The organism is Xylanibacter rodentium (genome assembly GCF_013166575.1).
GTDB lineage: Bacteria > Bacteroidota > Bacteroidia > Bacteroidales > Bacteroidaceae > Prevotella > Prevotella rodentium.
The window spans coordinates 78,837-97,180 of sequence record NZ_JABKKE010000005.1; the positions used below are offsets into that span (position 1 = coordinate 78,837).

The 18,344-nt window shown below is 41.1% G+C and carries 14 protein-coding genes; 5 read left to right on the plus strand and 9 right to left on the minus strand.

What is annotated here, in order from left to right; translation table 11 throughout:
- Genes HPS55_RS04320 through HPS55_RS04330 form a run of 3 tightly spaced genes read left to right on the plus strand, consistent with a single transcriptional unit; the run spans position 1 to position 5,074 of the window.
- Entirely contained in the window at positions 1–543 is a 543-nt protein-coding gene (locus HPS55_RS04320; RefSeq protein WP_172176125.1) for a condensin complex protein MksE, read from the plus strand.
- Positions 540–4,187, plus strand: a complete 3,648-nt coding sequence (locus tag HPS55_RS04325) for an ATP-binding protein (protein ID WP_172323469.1) — start codon at positions 540–542, stop codon at positions 4,185–4,187. The genes HPS55_RS04320 and HPS55_RS04325 overlap by 4 nt, the downstream gene beginning before the upstream one ends.
- A gap of 26 nt (positions 4,188–4,213) precedes the next feature.
- On the plus strand, positions 4,214–5,074 hold the full coding sequence (locus tag HPS55_RS04330; RefSeq protein WP_172176127.1) for a DUF7281 domain-containing protein: 861 nt from the start codon (positions 4,214–4,216) through the stop codon (positions 5,072–5,074).
- Between the two features lie 97 nt (positions 5,075–5,171).
- Here HPS55_RS04330 and dnaK read toward each other — a convergent pair whose 3' ends face one another.
- A complete protein-coding gene (gene dnaK / locus HPS55_RS04335; protein ID WP_172176128.1) occupies positions 5,172–7,088 on the minus strand; it encodes a molecular chaperone DnaK in 1,917 nt (638 codons plus the stop codon).
- Between the two features lie 214 nt (positions 7,089–7,302).
- Here dnaK and HPS55_RS04340 point away from each other — a divergent pair, with 214 nt between their 5' ends.
- Both HPS55_RS04340 and HPS55_RS04345 read left to right on the plus strand, forming a co-directional pair.
- Positions 7,303–8,598, plus strand: a complete 1,296-nt coding sequence (locus tag HPS55_RS04340; protein WP_172176129.1) for a hypothetical protein — start codon at positions 7,303–7,305, stop codon at positions 8,596–8,598.
- 194 nt (positions 8,599–8,792) lie between these two features.
- Positions 8,793–9,638 (plus strand): response regulator, encoded by an 846-nt coding sequence (locus HPS55_RS04345; protein WP_172176130.1) that lies wholly within the window; start codon positions 8,793–8,795, stop codon positions 9,636–9,638.
- A gap of 251 nt (positions 9,639–9,889) precedes the next feature.
- Here HPS55_RS04345 and HPS55_RS04350 read toward each other — a convergent pair whose 3' ends face one another.
- The 8 genes from HPS55_RS04350 to HPS55_RS04385 form a co-directional block, all read right to left on the minus strand.
- Positions 9,890–10,666 carry a WecB/TagA/CpsF family glycosyltransferase gene (locus HPS55_RS04350; protein ID WP_172176132.1) on the minus strand — a complete coding sequence of 259 codons (777 nt, stop codon included), beginning with the start codon at positions 10,664–10,666 and terminating at the stop codon, positions 9,890–9,892.
- A 93-nt stretch (positions 10,667–10,759) separates the two neighbouring features.
- On the minus strand, positions 10,760–11,935 hold the full coding sequence (locus HPS55_RS04355; RefSeq protein ID WP_253947649.1) for a glycosyltransferase family 4 protein: 1,176 nt from the start codon (positions 11,933–11,935) through the stop codon (positions 10,760–10,762).
- Positions 11,936–12,166: 231 nt separating this feature from the next.
- Positions 12,167–13,183 (minus strand): glycosyltransferase family 2 protein, encoded by a 1,017-nt coding sequence (locus HPS55_RS04360; protein ID WP_172176134.1) that lies wholly within the window; start codon positions 13,181–13,183, stop codon positions 12,167–12,169.
- A gap of 6 nt (positions 13,184–13,189) precedes the next feature.
- On the minus strand, positions 13,190–14,230 hold the full coding sequence (locus HPS55_RS04365; protein WP_172324710.1) for an acyltransferase family protein: 1,041 nt from the start codon (positions 14,228–14,230) through the stop codon (positions 13,190–13,192).
- Positions 14,212–15,021 carry a glycosyltransferase gene (locus tag HPS55_RS04370; RefSeq protein ID WP_172176136.1) on the minus strand — a complete coding sequence of 270 codons (810 nt, stop codon included), beginning with the start codon at positions 15,019–15,021 and terminating at the stop codon, positions 14,212–14,214. Before HPS55_RS04370 ends, HPS55_RS04365 begins: the two co-directional genes overlap by 19 nt.
- Before the next feature lie 11 nt (positions 15,022–15,032).
- A complete protein-coding gene (locus tag HPS55_RS04375) occupies positions 15,033–16,046 on the minus strand; it encodes an acyltransferase family protein (protein WP_172176138.1) in 1,014 nt (337 codons plus the stop codon).
- On the minus strand, positions 16,046–17,221 hold the full coding sequence (locus tag HPS55_RS04380) for a glycosyltransferase family 4 protein (RefSeq protein WP_172176140.1): 1,176 nt from the start codon (positions 17,219–17,221) through the stop codon (positions 16,046–16,048). The genes HPS55_RS04375 and HPS55_RS04380 overlap by 1 nt, the downstream gene beginning before the upstream one ends.
- On the minus strand, positions 17,218–18,306 hold the full coding sequence (locus HPS55_RS04385) for an O-antigen ligase family protein (RefSeq protein ID WP_172176141.1): 1,089 nt from the start codon (positions 18,304–18,306) through the stop codon (positions 17,218–17,220). The genes HPS55_RS04380 and HPS55_RS04385 overlap by 4 nt, the downstream gene beginning before the upstream one ends.
- Between the last annotated feature and the right edge of the window lie 38 nt (positions 18,307–18,344).

An 18,344-nucleotide genomic window follows, 5' to 3' on the forward strand; every position in this document is an offset into this window, starting at 1 on the left:
ATGGTACGCTATACAAAAGAAATATTCGATATACTGAGTAAAGGTGGATTTATCTCACAGAATTCCATCTCTCAGCAACGTACACACCTCTATGATGCCATTGAGGATGATTTTCAGAAATATCAGGAATACTATCAAGGCATCGGCTTTCTTCTCGAGGGAGGCAATGGATATTATTATTTCTCGCGAACAGAAAACAAGGTGGAACTGTCCGAAAAAGTGCAAAGGCTGGCATTATGGATTGACCGTGTGGATTTTCTCAAAACATTCAATCAGGCGTTCGGCTCCGGATTCACTTTCCGCAAGTCGAACATTTTGGAGAAGTTTTCAAGTGACATAGAACTAAAAGAAAAGGCTCGGAATCTATATACCGAATTCAAGACTCACGACGAGAAAATGAACCGACTCATCAACGACTTGGAGCGTCAGGGATTTATAGAACTGGAGAATGAACTGGACGAAACCTACAAGGTGACAGCCGCATTTCACTATATCGAGGAACTCATTGATTGTCTAACCATTATCGAGACAGAACAAGTATGAGAGCATTACGCAAAATTATCTTTATAAATAGCGCACACATACGTTATGCTGAGGTTAAGCTGGATGGCAACGTGCATTTTATAGGTACTCAGGGTGTCGGCAAGAGTACATTGCTTCGCGCCATACTTTTCTTCTACAATGCCGACAAGCTACATCTTGGCATTCCGAAGGAGATGAAGAGCTTTGATGAGTTTTATCTGCCCTATGCCAACTCGTATATAATATATGAGGTGGAGCACGAGCATGGTCCATTCTGCATCATCACTTTCCGCTCTTCTGGCAGAGCCTGCTATCGCTTTGTAGATGCCGGATACAACAATGAGTGGCTGGTGGATGCACATGGTGAAGTGACGGCAGAGGGCAAGGTGATACGTGAGCGGATTGGAGGTGCATACATGAGCAAGATAATCGACCGCTACGAACTCTATCGCGACATTCTGTACGGCAACCGTCAAGCGGTGGGTAAGGAGTACGCCCGTTTTCAGCTGATGGAATCCAACCGCTACCAAAATATCCCAAGAAGTATCCAGAACGTATTTCTTAATTCCCGACTGGATGCCAATTTTATCAAAGACATCATAATACGCTCGATGAGCGAAGAGGAGGCTTATATCGATTTGGGATATTTTCGCAGGCAAGTAGCCGATTTTGAACAGGAATACAAGGATATTTCATGTTGGTACAGGCTCAATCAGAAAGGCGAATCGATAGTCCGCAAACAGGCAGATACTGTAATCAGCTCCTACCACGAACTGTTGTATATGAAACAGCAGATAACCGAATTGTGCGGCGAGCTGAACTACGCCATACGCATTTCGCACGAGCGACTACCACTTATAAACGAAAAGATTACAGAACTCCAGCAGGAGCAAGACAGACAGAAGCGATTACTCTCAGAAATCCAACAAAAGCATGATGCTGAGAAGGCAACGCTGAATCAGGAACAAGGCGTTGTCAATGATAAACTGAAACGCTTGAAGGAGCGCAAGAAACATTATGAAGTTCAGCAAATAGAGGTTGTGATGAATCGTTGTGCCAAAGAACAAGGTGTAAAAGCAGAACTTGAGGCTCTCAGAGAGAAACTGGCTGATCTTACAGCTCGTTTCAATGACGTTACAACCAAATACAAGGCTCTTTGTCAGAACATTACCAATCAGCTTGAGACGTTCCGTCAGGCTCAGCAGCAACGTATTCTTGCCGTTGGGCAGGAGAAACAGAATACTGATGAACGACTGCTGAAGGAGTATAATGCAGCCAGAACTGAGATTGAGCATGCTTTTGCTGAGAAGATTGCTTCTGCAACTAGTGCAATTGATTCAGTGAAGACAGAACAGAATGATTGCGATAAGGAACTTCTGAAACTGAAGTATCTCACACCTTTCAAGGAAGAACGGGATGCGTTGAGTCAGCAGCTCAACGAACTGCAACTCAAGGAGAAGGAACTTGAAGGAAGGATTGGTTCGCTTGCGTCTGAGATTAACCGTGTTCAGGCAGAATATAATAAAAAGGAGACTGAAATCAAGGCAGATTACAATCATCAGTTGGATGAAAAGCAAAAGCGAATAGACACTATTGCTGAACAGATTCGTGCCATAGATGTGCTCCTCGACCGTACGAAAGGTTCACTGTACGAATGGCTTGAAGAGAATAAGCCTGATTGGGAACAGAACATAGGTAAGGTCATAAATGAGGAGAAGGTACTCTATCAGACAGGACTTCATCCGCAGAAGACTGATGGTGCCTCTTTGTTTGGCGTAAAACTTGACCTCGTGGACATTCCGCTCAATGTGCGTAAGCCAAAGCAGTTGCAAGAAGAAAAGGCTGCATTGGAGAAGGAACAGAAGCTGGCAAAGGCAGAGTATGCAGAGATTCTTAATCAGCAGGATAAGTCTATCGAAGAATTGAAACGTCAGTTTACGCCAAAGATTAAAGAACTTCGTCAGCAGAAGTCACTTGCTGAAACTGAGTTCAATATGATTCCGCAGAAGCGTAAGGGTATCATTGTAAAGATTGAAGATTTTGAAGCCCAAGCTAAGCAGATAATCGAAGCAAGCCGGCAGGAGCTGATGAACCGTCAGCAGAAGTTGGCTCATGACCTTACGTCTGCTCAAAATGTTCTGGACAAGGTTAATGCTGACAAGCAAAAACAGCAGAAATCTGCTGAGAAGAAATATGATGATGCCAAGGCTGAGAATGTGAGACTCCATGCCGAACGTGTTGCGTCAATCAATGCAGAAACGAAGATTCGTGAACAAGAGGCTGATACTGAATTGCAAAAGCTGAAGCAGCAAGAGCATGACGAACTTAAGGGACGTGGTGCTGATACGACTTTGGTGGAAGAGTGCAAAACGAAGATTGGCAAAGCTGAAGAAAAACTGAGGTACATTGAGCAACATCGCAAACTTGTCTATGACTATCAGCGTGATAAGGAAGAACTTTTTGATCAGGAGGATAACCTAAAGAATCAGAAGAAGAACCTCGCTGACAGAATTTTGCAGTTGGACGAGAAGTATAACCAGCGCAAACAGAAACATGAGCAGCAGATTGCTTCCCTTGGTAAGGAACTTGGCGAACGCAAGGAAGAGAAGAAACGTCTTGAGGATGAACTGCAGAAGGCAGAACGCTTTGCAAATGACGAGAATCTTTGTCCACCAATGCTTGCTGAGGCAAAGGAGCGACAGACACTTCGCACTCCGGAACAGGCAGTTGATGAACTTACAGGTATCATCGTGTCGCGTCAGTCGAAGCATAATCAGTTCAAGCAGAGCATCGATGTGTTCAAGGGGAATTTCTCTGCCAAGAACACGTTCTGTTTCCGCACCGAACTGACCATAGACGAGGATTATCTTGACTTTGCCAACAATCTAGATGATTTCCTCATCAACAACAAGATAGAGGAGTACCGTAGGCGTACCAGCGAGCGCTATGTAGATATATTGGCACGTATTTCCAAGGAAATAGGCGAACTCACCCGACATGAGTCAGATGTAGATAAGATTATTCGCGACATTAACAACGATTTTCATAAACGTAACTTTGCCGGTGTAATCAAACTCATTGCCCTTCAGTCGGTTCCATCAGCAGATAAAATGGTCCAACTGATGAAACGCATCAAGGATTTCAATGACGAAAATCTGTTTGCCATGGGTGACTTAAACCTATTTTCAACAGTCAATCGCGATGAAGTAAACCAAAAGGCTGTAGGGCATTTGCTTGACTTCATGAAATCACTCTTAGATAATCCTCAACGTCAGTATCTTACCTTATCTGATTTGTTTCAGCTACAATTCCGTATCGTTGAAAATGACAACGATACCGGCTGGGCCGACAAACTCTCACATGTTGGTAGCGAAGGAACAGACACGTTGGTAAAGGCCATTATCAACATCATGCTCATCAATGTGTTCAAAGAGAAAGTAAGCAAGCGTTTCGGAGATTTCCGTATACATTGCATGATGGACGAGATAGGCAAACTACATCCACAGAATGTGAAAGGCATACTCGATTTTGCCAATGCCCGTAATATTCTGCTCATCAACTCGTCACCAACCACCTACAATGTTTCAAACTATCGCTACACCTACCTGCTAAATAAAGATGAAAAATCTCAAACGGTGGTACATCCGTTGATTTCACAAAAATAAGTTCATTCTTATAATTACACTACAAAATGAAGATAACCACAGCTCTCATTGATAAATTACTCCAATTACGTAACGGAGAGTCGCTTCCTGCCAGCACTCTTCGTGGCGAATGGGTGGATGAACTTATATACGACGGGGTACTGATAAGCCATTCACATGGTAGTCGATGTACCATAATTGCTCCATCCCCTCAACATCTTGAACAGGCTTTGAAACACATTGACGAACGATTAGGAAATCTCGAGCAAATGCGCACACTCATGACTAAAGAGATTTCTCGTGCAGACCAAGCTTCTAACTCTGGTAACTCAAAACTTGTAACCATCCGCTCTTGTCCTGGATTCCTTATCAACTCATACGAACAAATTTCATGTCAATTGAACGGTCATGAATTTACAGTCCATCCACAGGACGGATGTTTTTTGTTTGTGGCAAATTGGCAGCAATTCCTTATTCCTGAAGATGTGGTGGTTGTGGGAATAGAGAATATGGAAAATTTTAGATTAATTCGCCAGCAGAAATATCTGTTCTCATCATCATTGCCTGGCAAGCGTTTGCTATTCGTGTCTCGTTATCCTCAATCAACCGACTTACGATTATGGTTGCAGACCATCCCCAACGAGTATATCCATTTTGGGGATTTCGATCTTGCCGGCATCCACATCTTCCTCACAGAATTTTATAAGTATTTGGGAGAAAAATCCAAATACTTGATTCCTTATGATATAGAAGAAAGATTACAACATGGCTCTTCGGAAAGGTACAATGCTCAATATCAGAAATTCAAAAATCTGACTACCGAAAGTTCTTCTCTCCAAAAACTTGTCGACCTGATTAACTTTTATCATCGTTGTTACGATCAAGAGGGATATATTGAAACTAAATAATTTACGGACAGCAATAATACATATACAAACAACAGCGTGCAGTTATATATTCTGCACGCTGTCGTTACTATTTATTCCTCTCGGATAGTTATCTTTCTTACTTCACTTCCTCAAAGTCGGCATCCTGAATAGTTTCATCAGTCTTTGCACCACTGTTCTGTGATTGCTGGCCTCCGTTGAAACCCTGATCAGCACCGGGCTGCGCTCCCTGTGCGCCCTGATACATCTGCGCACTGGCAGCCTGCATCACCTGATTGAGGTTGTTGATAGCACTGTCTATAGCCGCTGTGTCACCATTCTTATGAGCATCCTTCAGAGTCTGGAGAGCTGTTTCGATAGCCGGCTTCTGATCTGCGGGAATCTTGTCACCATTGTCTTTCAAGAAGTTCTCAGTAGTGAAAATCATAGAGTCAGCCTGATTCATCTTATCAATACGCTCACGCTCCTTCTTGTCGTTTTCTGCGTTTTGCTCAGCCTCAGCCTTCATGCGGTCTATTTCCTCCTTGCTCAAACCAGACGAAGCCTCAATGCGTATGGCCTGCTCCTTACCCGTAGCTTTATCCTTGGCAGACACCTTAAGAATACCGTTGGCATCTATATCAAATGTTACTTCAATCTGAGGTATGCCGCGGCGTGCAGGAGCTATACCGGTAAGGTTGAACTGACCAATACTCTTGTTTTGTGCAGCCATGGGGCGTTCGCCCTGCAATACATGGATGGTCACCTCTGTCTGATTGTCGGCTGCGGTAGAGAACACCTCACTCTTCTTGCAAGGAATGGTGGTGTTGCTCTCGATAAGCTTGGTCATAACCCCGCCCATAGTCTCGATACCCAATGTAAGCGGAGTAACGTCGAGCAACACAATATCGCCCACTCCACCTTCCTTATTGAGTATAGCACCCTGAATAGAAGCTCCGACAGCCACTACCTCATCGGGATTAACACCCTTTGAAGGCTCTTTGCCAAAATAGTTTTTCACAAGGGTCTGTACTGCCGGTATACGGCTCGAACCGCCAACAAGAATCACTTCATCAATATCGGCCGTTGAAATCTTTGCATCACGTATAGCGTTCTGGCAAGGCACAAGACAAGCCTGAATAAGGTCATGGGCCAACTGCTCAAACTTGGCACGTGTAAGACTCTTCACCAAATGCCTCGGCACACCGCCAACAGGCATGATGTAAGGCAGATTTATCTCTGTCGATGTAGAGCTTGACAACTCAATCTTAGCCTTCTCGGCAGCTTCCTTAAGACGCTGCATAGCCATTGGGTCCTGTGTAAGGTCAGCCCCCTCATCATTTTTGAACTCCTGTACGAGCCAGTCGATAATTACCTGATCGAAGTCGTCACCGCCAAGATGTGTGTCACCATTGGTAGAAAGCACCTCGAACACACCACCGCCAAACTCGAGAATCGAGATATCGAATGTACCGCCACCAAGGTCGAACACAGCAATCTTCATATCTTTATTGGCCTTATCCACACCATATGCCAATGCAGCGGCTGTAGGCTCGTTTACGATACGACGAACGTTAAGTCCGGCAATCTGTCCGGCTTCTTTCGTTGCCTGACGCTGTGAATCTGAGAAATATGCCGGCACTGTAATAACAGCGTCCGTAACTTCCTGTCCGAGATAGTCCTCAGCAGTCTTCTTCATCTTCTGAAGCACCATGGCCGAAATCTCCTGCGGAGTGTATTTACGGCCATCGATGTCTACACGGGGGAAACCACCCTCATTTACAACCGAAAACGGCACACGTCCTATTTCTTTCTCCGTCTGCGCCCATGTCTCACCCATGAAACGCTTGATGCTGTATACGGTTTTGCGAGGATTGGTAATGGCCTGACGCTTTGCAGGGTCACCCACTTTACGCTCACCGCCCTCAACGAAGCCTACCACAGAAGGTGTGGTACGCTTACCCTCACTGTTTGCTATTACTACCGGCTCGTTGCCTTCAAACACGGCAACGCATGAGTTTGTAGTACCTAAGTCGATTCCAATAATCTTTCCCATAATCGTTATATTTTTTACTTTTTAATTATTCTGTTATTTAATTTGGTTTATCTGATTCGGCATCTGCCGTTTCGCTGACAATATAGCAAAGCATGTGCCAAAAGATTTTTTTGAGTAACACAGACCGATTATTACGTCATTTTGTCACAAGTATAAAAAAAATATCTTACCTTTGCGATTGTAAAACAACAAATCGTTAATAACTGCTATTCAAATGAAGAGAATTGCTTTTTTTGCAGGAATGACCCTCGCCGTTATCACAGCAACAGGCCAGAACTCATATATAGTAAAGACAAAGGGAGCCAAGAAAACCATTACGGCAAAGACCGGTACCGAAACCAAAGAAGATTCCAAGGAGAAAAAGGCACGAGACTTCGTGGACGACAACTTCAGGTATCATAGTATGTGCGACTGGAACGAAGGAATGAAATTCATGGTTCTGCCGGAAAAATACGATCTCATTGTCAATACTTTCTGTAATGCCGCAACAGGCAAGGAAGTGAGTAGCGGACGCCTGCGCTACAAGATTATGATATACAAGGGGCACAGCGAAGGACTGGACGGACGTGCACGTGTGGATTTTATATGTCAAGACGATAGCACGGCATACTATTATGAAGTGCCCAACGGCTCATTCGAAGACTATTGCTACGGCAAACTCGGAGTGCCCACATTGGCATATTTGGGCGATGTAGACATAGCACGTACCAAACTGATGGGAGTAAAACTATACACCAAGACCACACTCTACCGCGTTGACACCCAAATGGACGGTGATGGATATGAAGAGATTACCGTACCGAAAAACGAAGAGGTGACGGTAAAAGCCATAGGTGTGGGCACACGAAGTTTCCCTGTGAAAATAATCGTGGAAGACAAAAACGGAAAACAGTTCTATCAGAACGTAGCCATGAGCAAGACCAACAGCGGCATGCGCGATGACGAATTCATCATGGACAACACAAAATTTACATTCAAAGGCTCGTTCGAACTCATAGATGCCAATGTGGCAGCAACAGGAGAATATGCCCAATACATAGGAAAGCAGGTTCACACGCGCTACGCTACAGATATGGAAAACACTGATGGTGAGCAGGTTCGAATTGCGCGTCTGTCATCGTTCACGATAGTGAGAATACAGCCGCAAAGCAATACGAACTATGTCAAAATGACACTAAAAAGCCTCAGCAGCGGCAACGAATATACCAAACAGGTTACTTTTGTCAACGACAACGTAACCGGCGATATCGACGGATACAAGGAAGACTACTACAACTATCTGTTTAATGCCGGTACTGCCAACCTGTCGAAGATACCGGCCGAACGACGCAAAAAGATACAAATGGGAAAAGTGGAAAAAGGATTCACCAAACAGGAAGTACGTCTTGCCAAAGGCGAACCATACCGTACTGCTTCGGCAAGCAACGGACGGACCGATTGGATATACGAAAGCGGACTTATAGTGAAATTCTCAAAAGAAGGCAAGGTGATGGCTGTAGAGAAACACTGATGCACGCCCCACCCGTGCACCAGTACCACAGAATGTTATCCACAATTAATATAAATTTCTGAATATCTTAAGATATATATGTATTAAAAAACTGCGCGATGGATTGAATACAGCTTTATTCGTCTATTTTTTAGACGATAATAATTTTTTGAACTTTTATAACCAAGTTAAACTCTCTTATAGAAAATTTTACAATGATTTCAATATTGTTTTTTATATTTAGCCTTTGGGGGACACCGTATACAGTTGCGACAACGGAAATTCCAACTAACAATCGAGTGGAGGAAGATGCTTTGTTACAGTATCAGCAGTTTATCCGGGATGATGCAAAAGAGCATAGATTGTTCCTTGAGAATTCATTCAATAAATTGCTAATGCTTATTTCAGGAGGCACCTTTCTGTTCGGGTCAGTCTTGGCATGGCTGAACTATAGAACGAAGACTGAAATTAAAGTTGCTATAAATAAAAAATTCGATGAAAAAATCGACAACTTGCTGGAAACAAGAATTAATGAACTTCGACATAATCTGGAAATTCAAAGTAAAGAATGGGAGAAGAAGATTGAGACTGCCGATAAACTGATTCGAGAATTATCCAGCCGCCTTTCCAAAACTTCGCCTCAAAGTGATAAAGAAACTGTAAACGAACGAGATGTGCAGCACACACGTTATGCAGGAACCGAAATCAAGCGAATTTTATGGGTTGACGACAATCCCGAAAACAACAAGAGCATTGTTAGTATGTTTACTGAAAACGAAATTGTTTTTGATATTGTAAAGTCTACTGACGAAGCAATCAAAAAATTGGCAAAAAATAATTATACATTGATAATCTCCGACATGAAAAGGGCCGAGTCTCCAGATGCGGGAATACAGTTACTCAAGTTGAGGAACAAAAAATACAGCAATACACCAATCGCCATATTTTCCTCATCAAGGTCTCTAGTAGGATATGCCCACACTGCAGAATCAGAAGGTGCCAATTTGGTGACCAATAAGGTTACAGAACTTTTGGGATATATCCAAACAATAATTGGATAATGACCATCGAAAAGAATGTAAATGATGGAAAAAACGCAAAATATAGATGGAGGAACACCAAAGTATAGTGGATTCAGCCATTTGTCAAAGTAACAATTCGGACAGAGCTCCTATAAGGAAACCTGCCCGAATCGTTACTTTGTATTTTACTACTTACCTCCGTAAACACTTAATGACAAATATATATATATCAAAAGTGAATTCATATCCAACATTTAGCCAGACCGCTTGCATATCAAAAACACTTGACATTACTCATTAACCAAAATATTCCAAAGAAACAGCGCATTGCCAATCAAATACCGTCGCCACATCCGCCGCGGCTCTTTCAACAGACGATACAGCCATTCCAAAGAATGATCCTGCCACCACAAAGGTGCGCGCTTGTACGTGCCGGCAAAGAAATCGAATACAGCACCAATAGTGCCCACATGGCAGCGGATATTCAACCTGTCCCAATTGGCATATGCCCACTTCTCCTGCTTCGGCGCCGTCATCCCTATCCAAAGCAAATCGGGGTCGGCATCATTGATGGCACTGATGATGGCTTCGTTGTCCTCGTCACTGAACTCAGGCTTGTAGGGAGGCGAATAGGTCACCACTTCCCACTGGGGATATACCTCGGACATGCGTTTGCGGATGAGCGAGAGAACCTTTTCCGAAGATCCCATGAACATAACTCGACGCCTTCTATTTTTCATACCATCAGACTCGCCCCCAGGTTCACATACAGTTCCCTCCACCTTGGGGAAGCCAGCGGGGACTCCCATCTCAAACTCAAACAGGTCCCAACCGGCAACGCGTTCCGTCGGCCGCGACTTCGCCTTAAGCCAACGGCAGGCTTTAACTATGCTCGCACCGTCGGGAATAAGATAGTCGCCATTCTGCAACGCCTCGGCAAAAAGAGCGTCTTTCTGTGCCGTATTATAGGAATGGGCGTTTATAGTGTTTATAAGAATTTTGCCGGGAGGGATGCGTGACAAAGCATCGAGACTTTCAATAATATTTAAATCTTTAAGTTTTATCATATTAATACATATTTCAATTTTTTGCTTCTTGTACTTGAATACAAAACATCAAATTGACATGAATGAATATTTTAGCATAAACATAGACAAAATTTAGGAAATGGAAGAACAAATCGATCTGATAAACGTTTGTAGACATTTGCAAAATCTTTCCTCAAACCGTTGCAATGTAAACTCCTGCTTGTATCGTTTCAGTCCCTCTTGCCCCATGGTTCTGCATTTGTCCATATCATTCAAAAGAGCCTCTATAGCTAATGACAATTCCTGGATATCCGGCTTATAATCCAAAGTCAAAACGGCCTCAGTACCTCCTATTAAATATCCGGTCAACCCATCAGATACTTGTCCGCAAACTCCCCCAACATTTGATGCAACGACAGCCAATCCGTATTGCATAGCTTCCAACACTGTAAGCGGAAAAGCTTCCGTATATGATGGAAGGACAAAAATATCCGCTCTTTTTAAAAAAACATCCTTATCCATTCCATATTTGGCTCCATGTGCATATACACAATCAGACAGTCCATATTCACTCACACGTGCACAAAATTCCTCTTCATGTATATCTTTCCAGCCCCCGACAAAGTCGCATACGAAATTCTGTCCTTTCCGTTTAAGGATATATAATGCATCGAGCAACTCCCACACACCTTTTGTTGTCATCATATTACTCAGGAAAAGTAAATGTGGCAATTCCTTTTCATATGATTCTTTTATGGGAACAATATCCTCTGTAGAATAATCCGGAATACCATTACCACAAATAACAACATTATTCCGTTCCACGTATTTGGAAATATCCCCATAAAGAGATTCTGCCAACAGCATAACATCTACACCTTTGAAAAATCTTGTGTAAAGTTTGTCGTCAAGCCATCGTTCTTGCCTTGTACTGACACCCTTATTATGAAAATGTAAAATTACATTCACGTCTTTGCGTCCGCACTTCCTCATAGCTCGTTTTACGGTTTCCACCACTACAAAATCCTTATAAAACGCAGCTCCCGCCGAATTAGGTGTGATATATACTGTATTAGGGCGCAACCGTTTTATTTCCTTTTCTATACTGTTCAGAAGCTTTACAAACGACTTTACTTTTCTCAGTCCTATTTTGCCTATATCTGCAAGAGTATCGGCCGTTGTAAGATTTATATAATGACAATCAAAAGCCTCATTAACGAGCTTGGAGTCATGGATATATTTTCCCACCATGGAAGCACCGTGCACAGGCGGAGGCATGTGCATTATAAAAATAATACGATTGTTCATTTGTTTTTATTATGAAAACTCAAAAATACATTCTCCATATAACAACCAAATCAAACCTAAAATAAAGTTTTTAATGTTTGTCCGATGAATAGATTAATGAATAAGATTAACAATATTAGAATATCATGACAGACTGAAAGTCGTATTATAAATATGTCAAACAGGCATATTAGTAACAATAAGGACTTGAATGCCTATCATTATTAACAAAAGCAGATATAAATCAACATTTCATCTGAATCTGTGCCCTTCACGATACTGCAAAAATTTGCCAAGCATCCACCATAACACCACAGAATGTCGGGCAATTTTCATCATTTTGCCAATGGCATCTAGCTTGAAATATATTCCATATTTCTTGGCTTCATTTCGCGACAAAGAATATCGTCCTGACAAGAGCTGACAATAAGTGAGATTGCGTGAAACTGAACCCTGCGCTATACGATAGCTATCATTTTCTCCTAAAGATGGATTTCTCATTATCAATCGTCGTTCCCAATCCTCTACTGTTGGGGCATTGTCCCATCTACATTTCATTCGTTTTATCCAGTCCTCGCGGTTTGTAACAGTCTGAGCACCGCATCCCACAAAAAGCACTTCAGGGATTAATCCCCACCTCCCATATAAAGCAGAGAATCCCCAAAATTCTAAGTCTTCTGTAATACGTAAATCCTCACGCATTCCTCCCATAGACTTTACAACAGACGTTCTCATCATCGCCCCTCCCGGACAAATATGCATCCGTTCTCCCCAAAAAGAGTAGAAATCATTTATCATATATCCACCAGCAACAGTAGTAATTCTATTATCTCGAAATCCATTTTCCGGTATTTCCGGAGATACATAAACACCCGAAACCGTATCAACCTTCTGCTGAACACTCACCCCGATACAATCCTCGTGGCATTCCATAAAATCCACCGTCCTACGAAAGAACGCAGGCTTCCAATAGTCATCGGCATCAATAAAAGCCAAATACCTGCCTTCTGCCGCCATAATAGCGCGATTACGCGCTTTCGACGGTCCGGCATTCATTTGTTGCATCAACAAAATCCGTCCTCCGGACTCTTTTAATTCCTTCGACTCTTGATACTGACGAATCACCTCCACCGAATTGTCCGTACTGCCGTCATCCACTAAGATAATCTCATACGAAGTCCCACCCTCTTGGGCTATAATCGCATCCAGACATTTGTTTATAAATGCCCCAGCATTATATACCGGGATTACCACCGAAATACCAACCATTATATTCTATTTGAAAACCTTTGCCAAAGAATGATTCCACGCAAATATTCTTATCTTGTCCAAGCAACATGCTGTACAGAAGAACAACACGATATAAATCACAGTAAAGCAGAACGGAACAGGCAGCGAATCATCAATCCACCTAAGTCCATTGCCATATAATCTGACACCATCCCACGAATGCATCAACAAAGCAGAAAAGGCTGAGGACGAAAAGAATAAAACCAATTTATGATACCGCTCAGATACATGAATCTTTTTGAAAAACAAGAACAGATATATAGTCTGTATGATTTGCAAAGGCGAAATATAGCTATACACATCCTTTTGAATCCCGATATAATTGGTCAACATGCTTCCAATGACACAGATTACTCCCACACCGAGATACATCATCATGTCAACCTTTGCCGGAAAGAGGAAACATTTCATGGAGCTTTTTCTTAGATAAGCACCCAAAAGATATAACCCAAAGAAAGACACGAATGTCAGCCCCTGTGTAAACTCCACGCAAGTCTTAAATATCCATCCAAACACCGTCTGGAACAAATAGAACACTAATACCATCCGGCCCAAATGTCTGGTGTCAACCTTCTCTATATAGGCATTCAATATAGGAGCAAACATATACAATCCGAGATAGGCCACAAAGAACCAGTTTCCATTAATCAGGAACATGAACATATTGCCAAGCATGTGTAGAATGGAAAAATCCGAACAATTCAACACTACCGCAATAACATGAATCATACCCCCCCAGAAACTTATCTGGAACAAGTAATTGCAAAATCCCTTACATTTCCATTTTATTCCAAAATATCCGGAAATTATGATAAAACAGTTCACACAGATAAAACTAAGACTCTTCAAACTTGCAATACCTATAGCTTTAATTGGTTCTGTCACCACCATCTCATGCGTAGTCTGTCCGTTGGTGCCCACATTGTAATGTATCACCAACACCATCAACATCGAGAAGATTCTCAGTAGTTCAATATTCAGCTGACGATAATTTGCTTTTCTTTTGTCTAATATTTCTCTTGCCATATAATATTCTTCCGCTTTTTCAAAAAATACCAATTAAGCCATTTTCTCGGTGCATGGTCCTTGATAAATTGTATAGGAGCTTTTGTGCAACGCCATCTAAGTTTCCTCAACCAATAAAAAGGTTTCTTGTCCAATCCCAAAATCCGGTCTCCCTCTATTGCTATCAGGTAAGGATTGTTCTCGCTCATCCCCTCTCGTGCATCATAATTAGACACGATGAAATTTTCGTAATGGAAAGCGCACCCGTTCTTTCTCATCCAATAAAAAAACTCCCTGTCCGCCAGTATCCGATAGGACAAATTGAAAGGATGCTCCATCAGCAACTTCCTTTTCACGATAACAGACTGATGAATGAAAGGCATTATCCAGTCTTGATGCCATTCCTCATTCTCATGACGTATACCTCTGCCCTCATAAAATTCCATCATGGTATTCCCGTAATAGGCATCGGCTTCCCGTAGAGGGATGATTCTTTTAAATGTGCTGATTACGTCATGGGCATAGAAACTATCTCCTCCATTCATGAATAAAACGAAATCACCATGTGCTGCTAAAACACCTTTATTCATGGCATCATATACGCCATTATCCTTTTCCGATATGCAGATAAAACGCTCTTCCGGAAATTTTATCTCGCTTACAATTCGCTGTACCAAAGCCACCGTCCCGTCTTTTGACGCCCCATCAACAAGAATGAACTCAAACTTACCATCGGATTGGGACAATATAGACCTAACAGTATGCTCTATATATGTCTCGGCATTAAAAGATATCGTAATAATTGAAATCATAAATTCTGCACTTAATTTCTATATCCTAAAGTTATGGGGAAATAGGTCGTAAAAAATTTTATCATCGGTATGAAAATCAATAACAGTAACACTGAGGCTGAAATAATACTTAGTTCAAAGCCAAATCCCTCGTTCCCGAATATGGAAACCAAATACGGACGAATCTTATTTACAAAACCTATATGAATGCCTAAAACCATAATGCTTCCAGTATTTACATATCGTACACACTTATACCAACTTTTGATTTTTGATAAGAAGATGGCGATAAAAAACATATAAATGATTCCTATTATACCTATTATCAAATAAAGTAGAATATTATTTCCGTATCCTCCATATACCATGTGAACAATACCATTCATTGGAGCAATCAAAACAACTGTTATTGCAATAAATGCCAATATAGATATAAAAATTACAAACGGATATTTATCAATTCTTGAAGCAATTTTTTTAATACCATCCTTATATTTAGACAAAGATTGACCTATGGCAAAAAACGGATAGGCTACAAAACTATTGAAAACACCAACTCCCCAATAAGCGATTTGTGTATTTGATATTAAATATTTGTATGCTACAGCACATAAGATTGATAATAAAACGAGTATCCATGTCATATAGTCTCTCTTATTAAACTGCATAATTATTTTCAGCCATAAAAGTGTTACTATAAACCAGAGTTCACCACACCCTCTTACACCCATAAAATTATTGCATCCCAAAAACAATCCTTCCAATGAGTAGAAAAAGATATCCATGCTTCTCTGTTGCAGATTGTAGAAAACAAGCATTAATCCACCCCATATATAGAATGGAATGAGCAAAGTTCGAAAGCATTTACATGCAAATTGGTTTAAGTTTTCTTCTCTACGGAAGAGAAAGCCCGATATAAAGAAAAAAAATTGTACACTGAATGAATATGTTATAATTTGTAAATAGGGGGGGGAGAAATGACCTATTATGATAAAGAGCATACCCAATGCTTTCATCCAGTCTATAAAGAGTAATCTTTCTTGCATTAGTGGTTTCCTACAATTATTGTCTCGTAAACACGATACGCACAATGCTCTGTATTATAAATTCGCTCTATTTCTACTGATTTCTGCCCCATTCTTTTTAGGTCTTGGTGATGAAAATAGTCTAAAGCCTCCACTATGCTTTCTTCCTTGAATGTATCGAAAGTTATGCCATTCACACCTTTCTTTACTAATTCCGGATGACAGCCGTTATAAATAGAAGTCGCAACCGGCAACCCACATGCCATAGCCTCCGGTATCACTAGACTCCAGTTGTCTTCTATGGTCGGCAGAACAAAAACGTCGGCAATGGCATAGTATTTATATATATCATCATAGCCTACCCGCCCCGTGAAAATAATAGTGTTATTAGAACCAAAGTTATTTCTGAACTCTTTAAATTGATTACCATATCCTACCAATAGCAAGACATCCAAAGGATTGGTTATAATATGCTTTTGCCATGCTTCCAACAGATATCTTATACCCTTACGTTCTGCAATTTGTCCGACAAACAAATAAAGCAATCCTTTACCATCAGGTACATACTTACTCTTTAATGATCGCTTCTCGTTTTCCATCATTGAATCTATACCTTTGCGCAGGAATCCCGCATCCGCACTCATGCCTCCGATATGAATTCTATCAGATGGTACACCGATAGATTCAAGATACTTACGGGTCTCTGAACCATTTGCCAAGAAGCCGGCAAAAAAACTATTAAAAAGTTTTCTCTGCCAAGTCTTAATTTTTCCGGTATTACGTTCGGTATGTAGTGTACGCTCATATCCAAGATATACAGGAATATGATGAATCAATCCATAAAGAAGCACCAATGGAGTCCATTGGAAATATCCCTCAGTAATCAGCACGTCGGGCTTTATTTTGTTGACAGCCCTAAATAGACCATAAGTAAATGGTATGCGTTTTCCTTTTTCTATGTCAGGCATCACATCCCATTTCTTAGAATTCGTATCAAACACATGATCTGTCGCCAACTCTATGGCATTATCTCCAAGTTCTACCTTTATCTGTTTGCAAAAATTCTCTTTCTTACATATCCTATAACGCACAGGAGAGTACATCACATAAAAATCACCTTCAAACAACCGCACAAGTTCCTTATAAAAAGGCAAACGATATTCAAAAAAAACAGGATTACAATATAATACTTTCATCTAGCTAAACTTTTATTTGTGATAACATCTTGCTTGATATAAACAAAGATGAAAATAATCAAAGCATATATTGGCGGAGACACCGGAGACCATTCAGACCCTATGACTGGAAAACTATTTGCATTGACAAACATCGCAATTATAGCAGGAAAACATGTCAAAGCATAAGAATTCTTTTTCAAAGAATAACTCCAACAAATCAGACACTGTTTCCAAAGAAAATACAGCCATATAAACAATCCAACCAATCCTGTGTTCACCAAAACAGAAATCATCATGTTGTGGGCTGTATTTGTCGCAAAAGCAATATACTTTGCAGCTATAGCACCTTTCTCACCAACAATAAAACCATGACCAATAACCGGACTTTCCAACCAACCTTTGATATAAGCTGTCCAAAGTTCACGCCTCCCTGAACCAGACTCTATCATTTCCTTACTCTTATTACCAAATACTATACTGTAAATGACATCACCCCATAATTGATAAGCCCCATAAAACAACACAGCAACTATCAATGCCAACCCTAAATTAATTCCTTTCCGGCTTGTACTAAAGAAAAAGAAAAGCCCGATAATAAGTGACATCCAACTGGCAGTCGATGTTCCAAATACAATTGTCAAGGCTGAAACCACAAAATGGTGCTTCACTTGTTTTAATTGAAGGATATTATACCGTACACATCCCAATAATAAAAGCATTTCTGTAATTGCCAATAAAGGAAACGCATTGTCATGCCCCAAACCTGATCTTAAAAACATGATGAGATATATCACATTGCAGAATGTAAGGCTGACCAAGATAAAAGTAAAACGCTCCCTTGTTGTTTTTAGACAATGCATTATATACATAACTGAAAAAAAACCGACAATCACTTCTACAGCTTTATATCCGGCAATAGCAAGAGACTGCATTCCAGCCCATAAAACACTTATTGCTGCAAAATAGTAATAAAAAAGAAAAGGAGAGCATCTTTTAATCTCTTGCTTAATCTTTCCCATTTTTGTAAGCATTAAGGCTCCCAAAATCATGGTCATAAGGATAGCGACAGAGGCATTGGCATCTACTGATGAATATGCATCCATATCTCTCGCTCTATTAAAAAGAGTCTTGCGTAAGATAC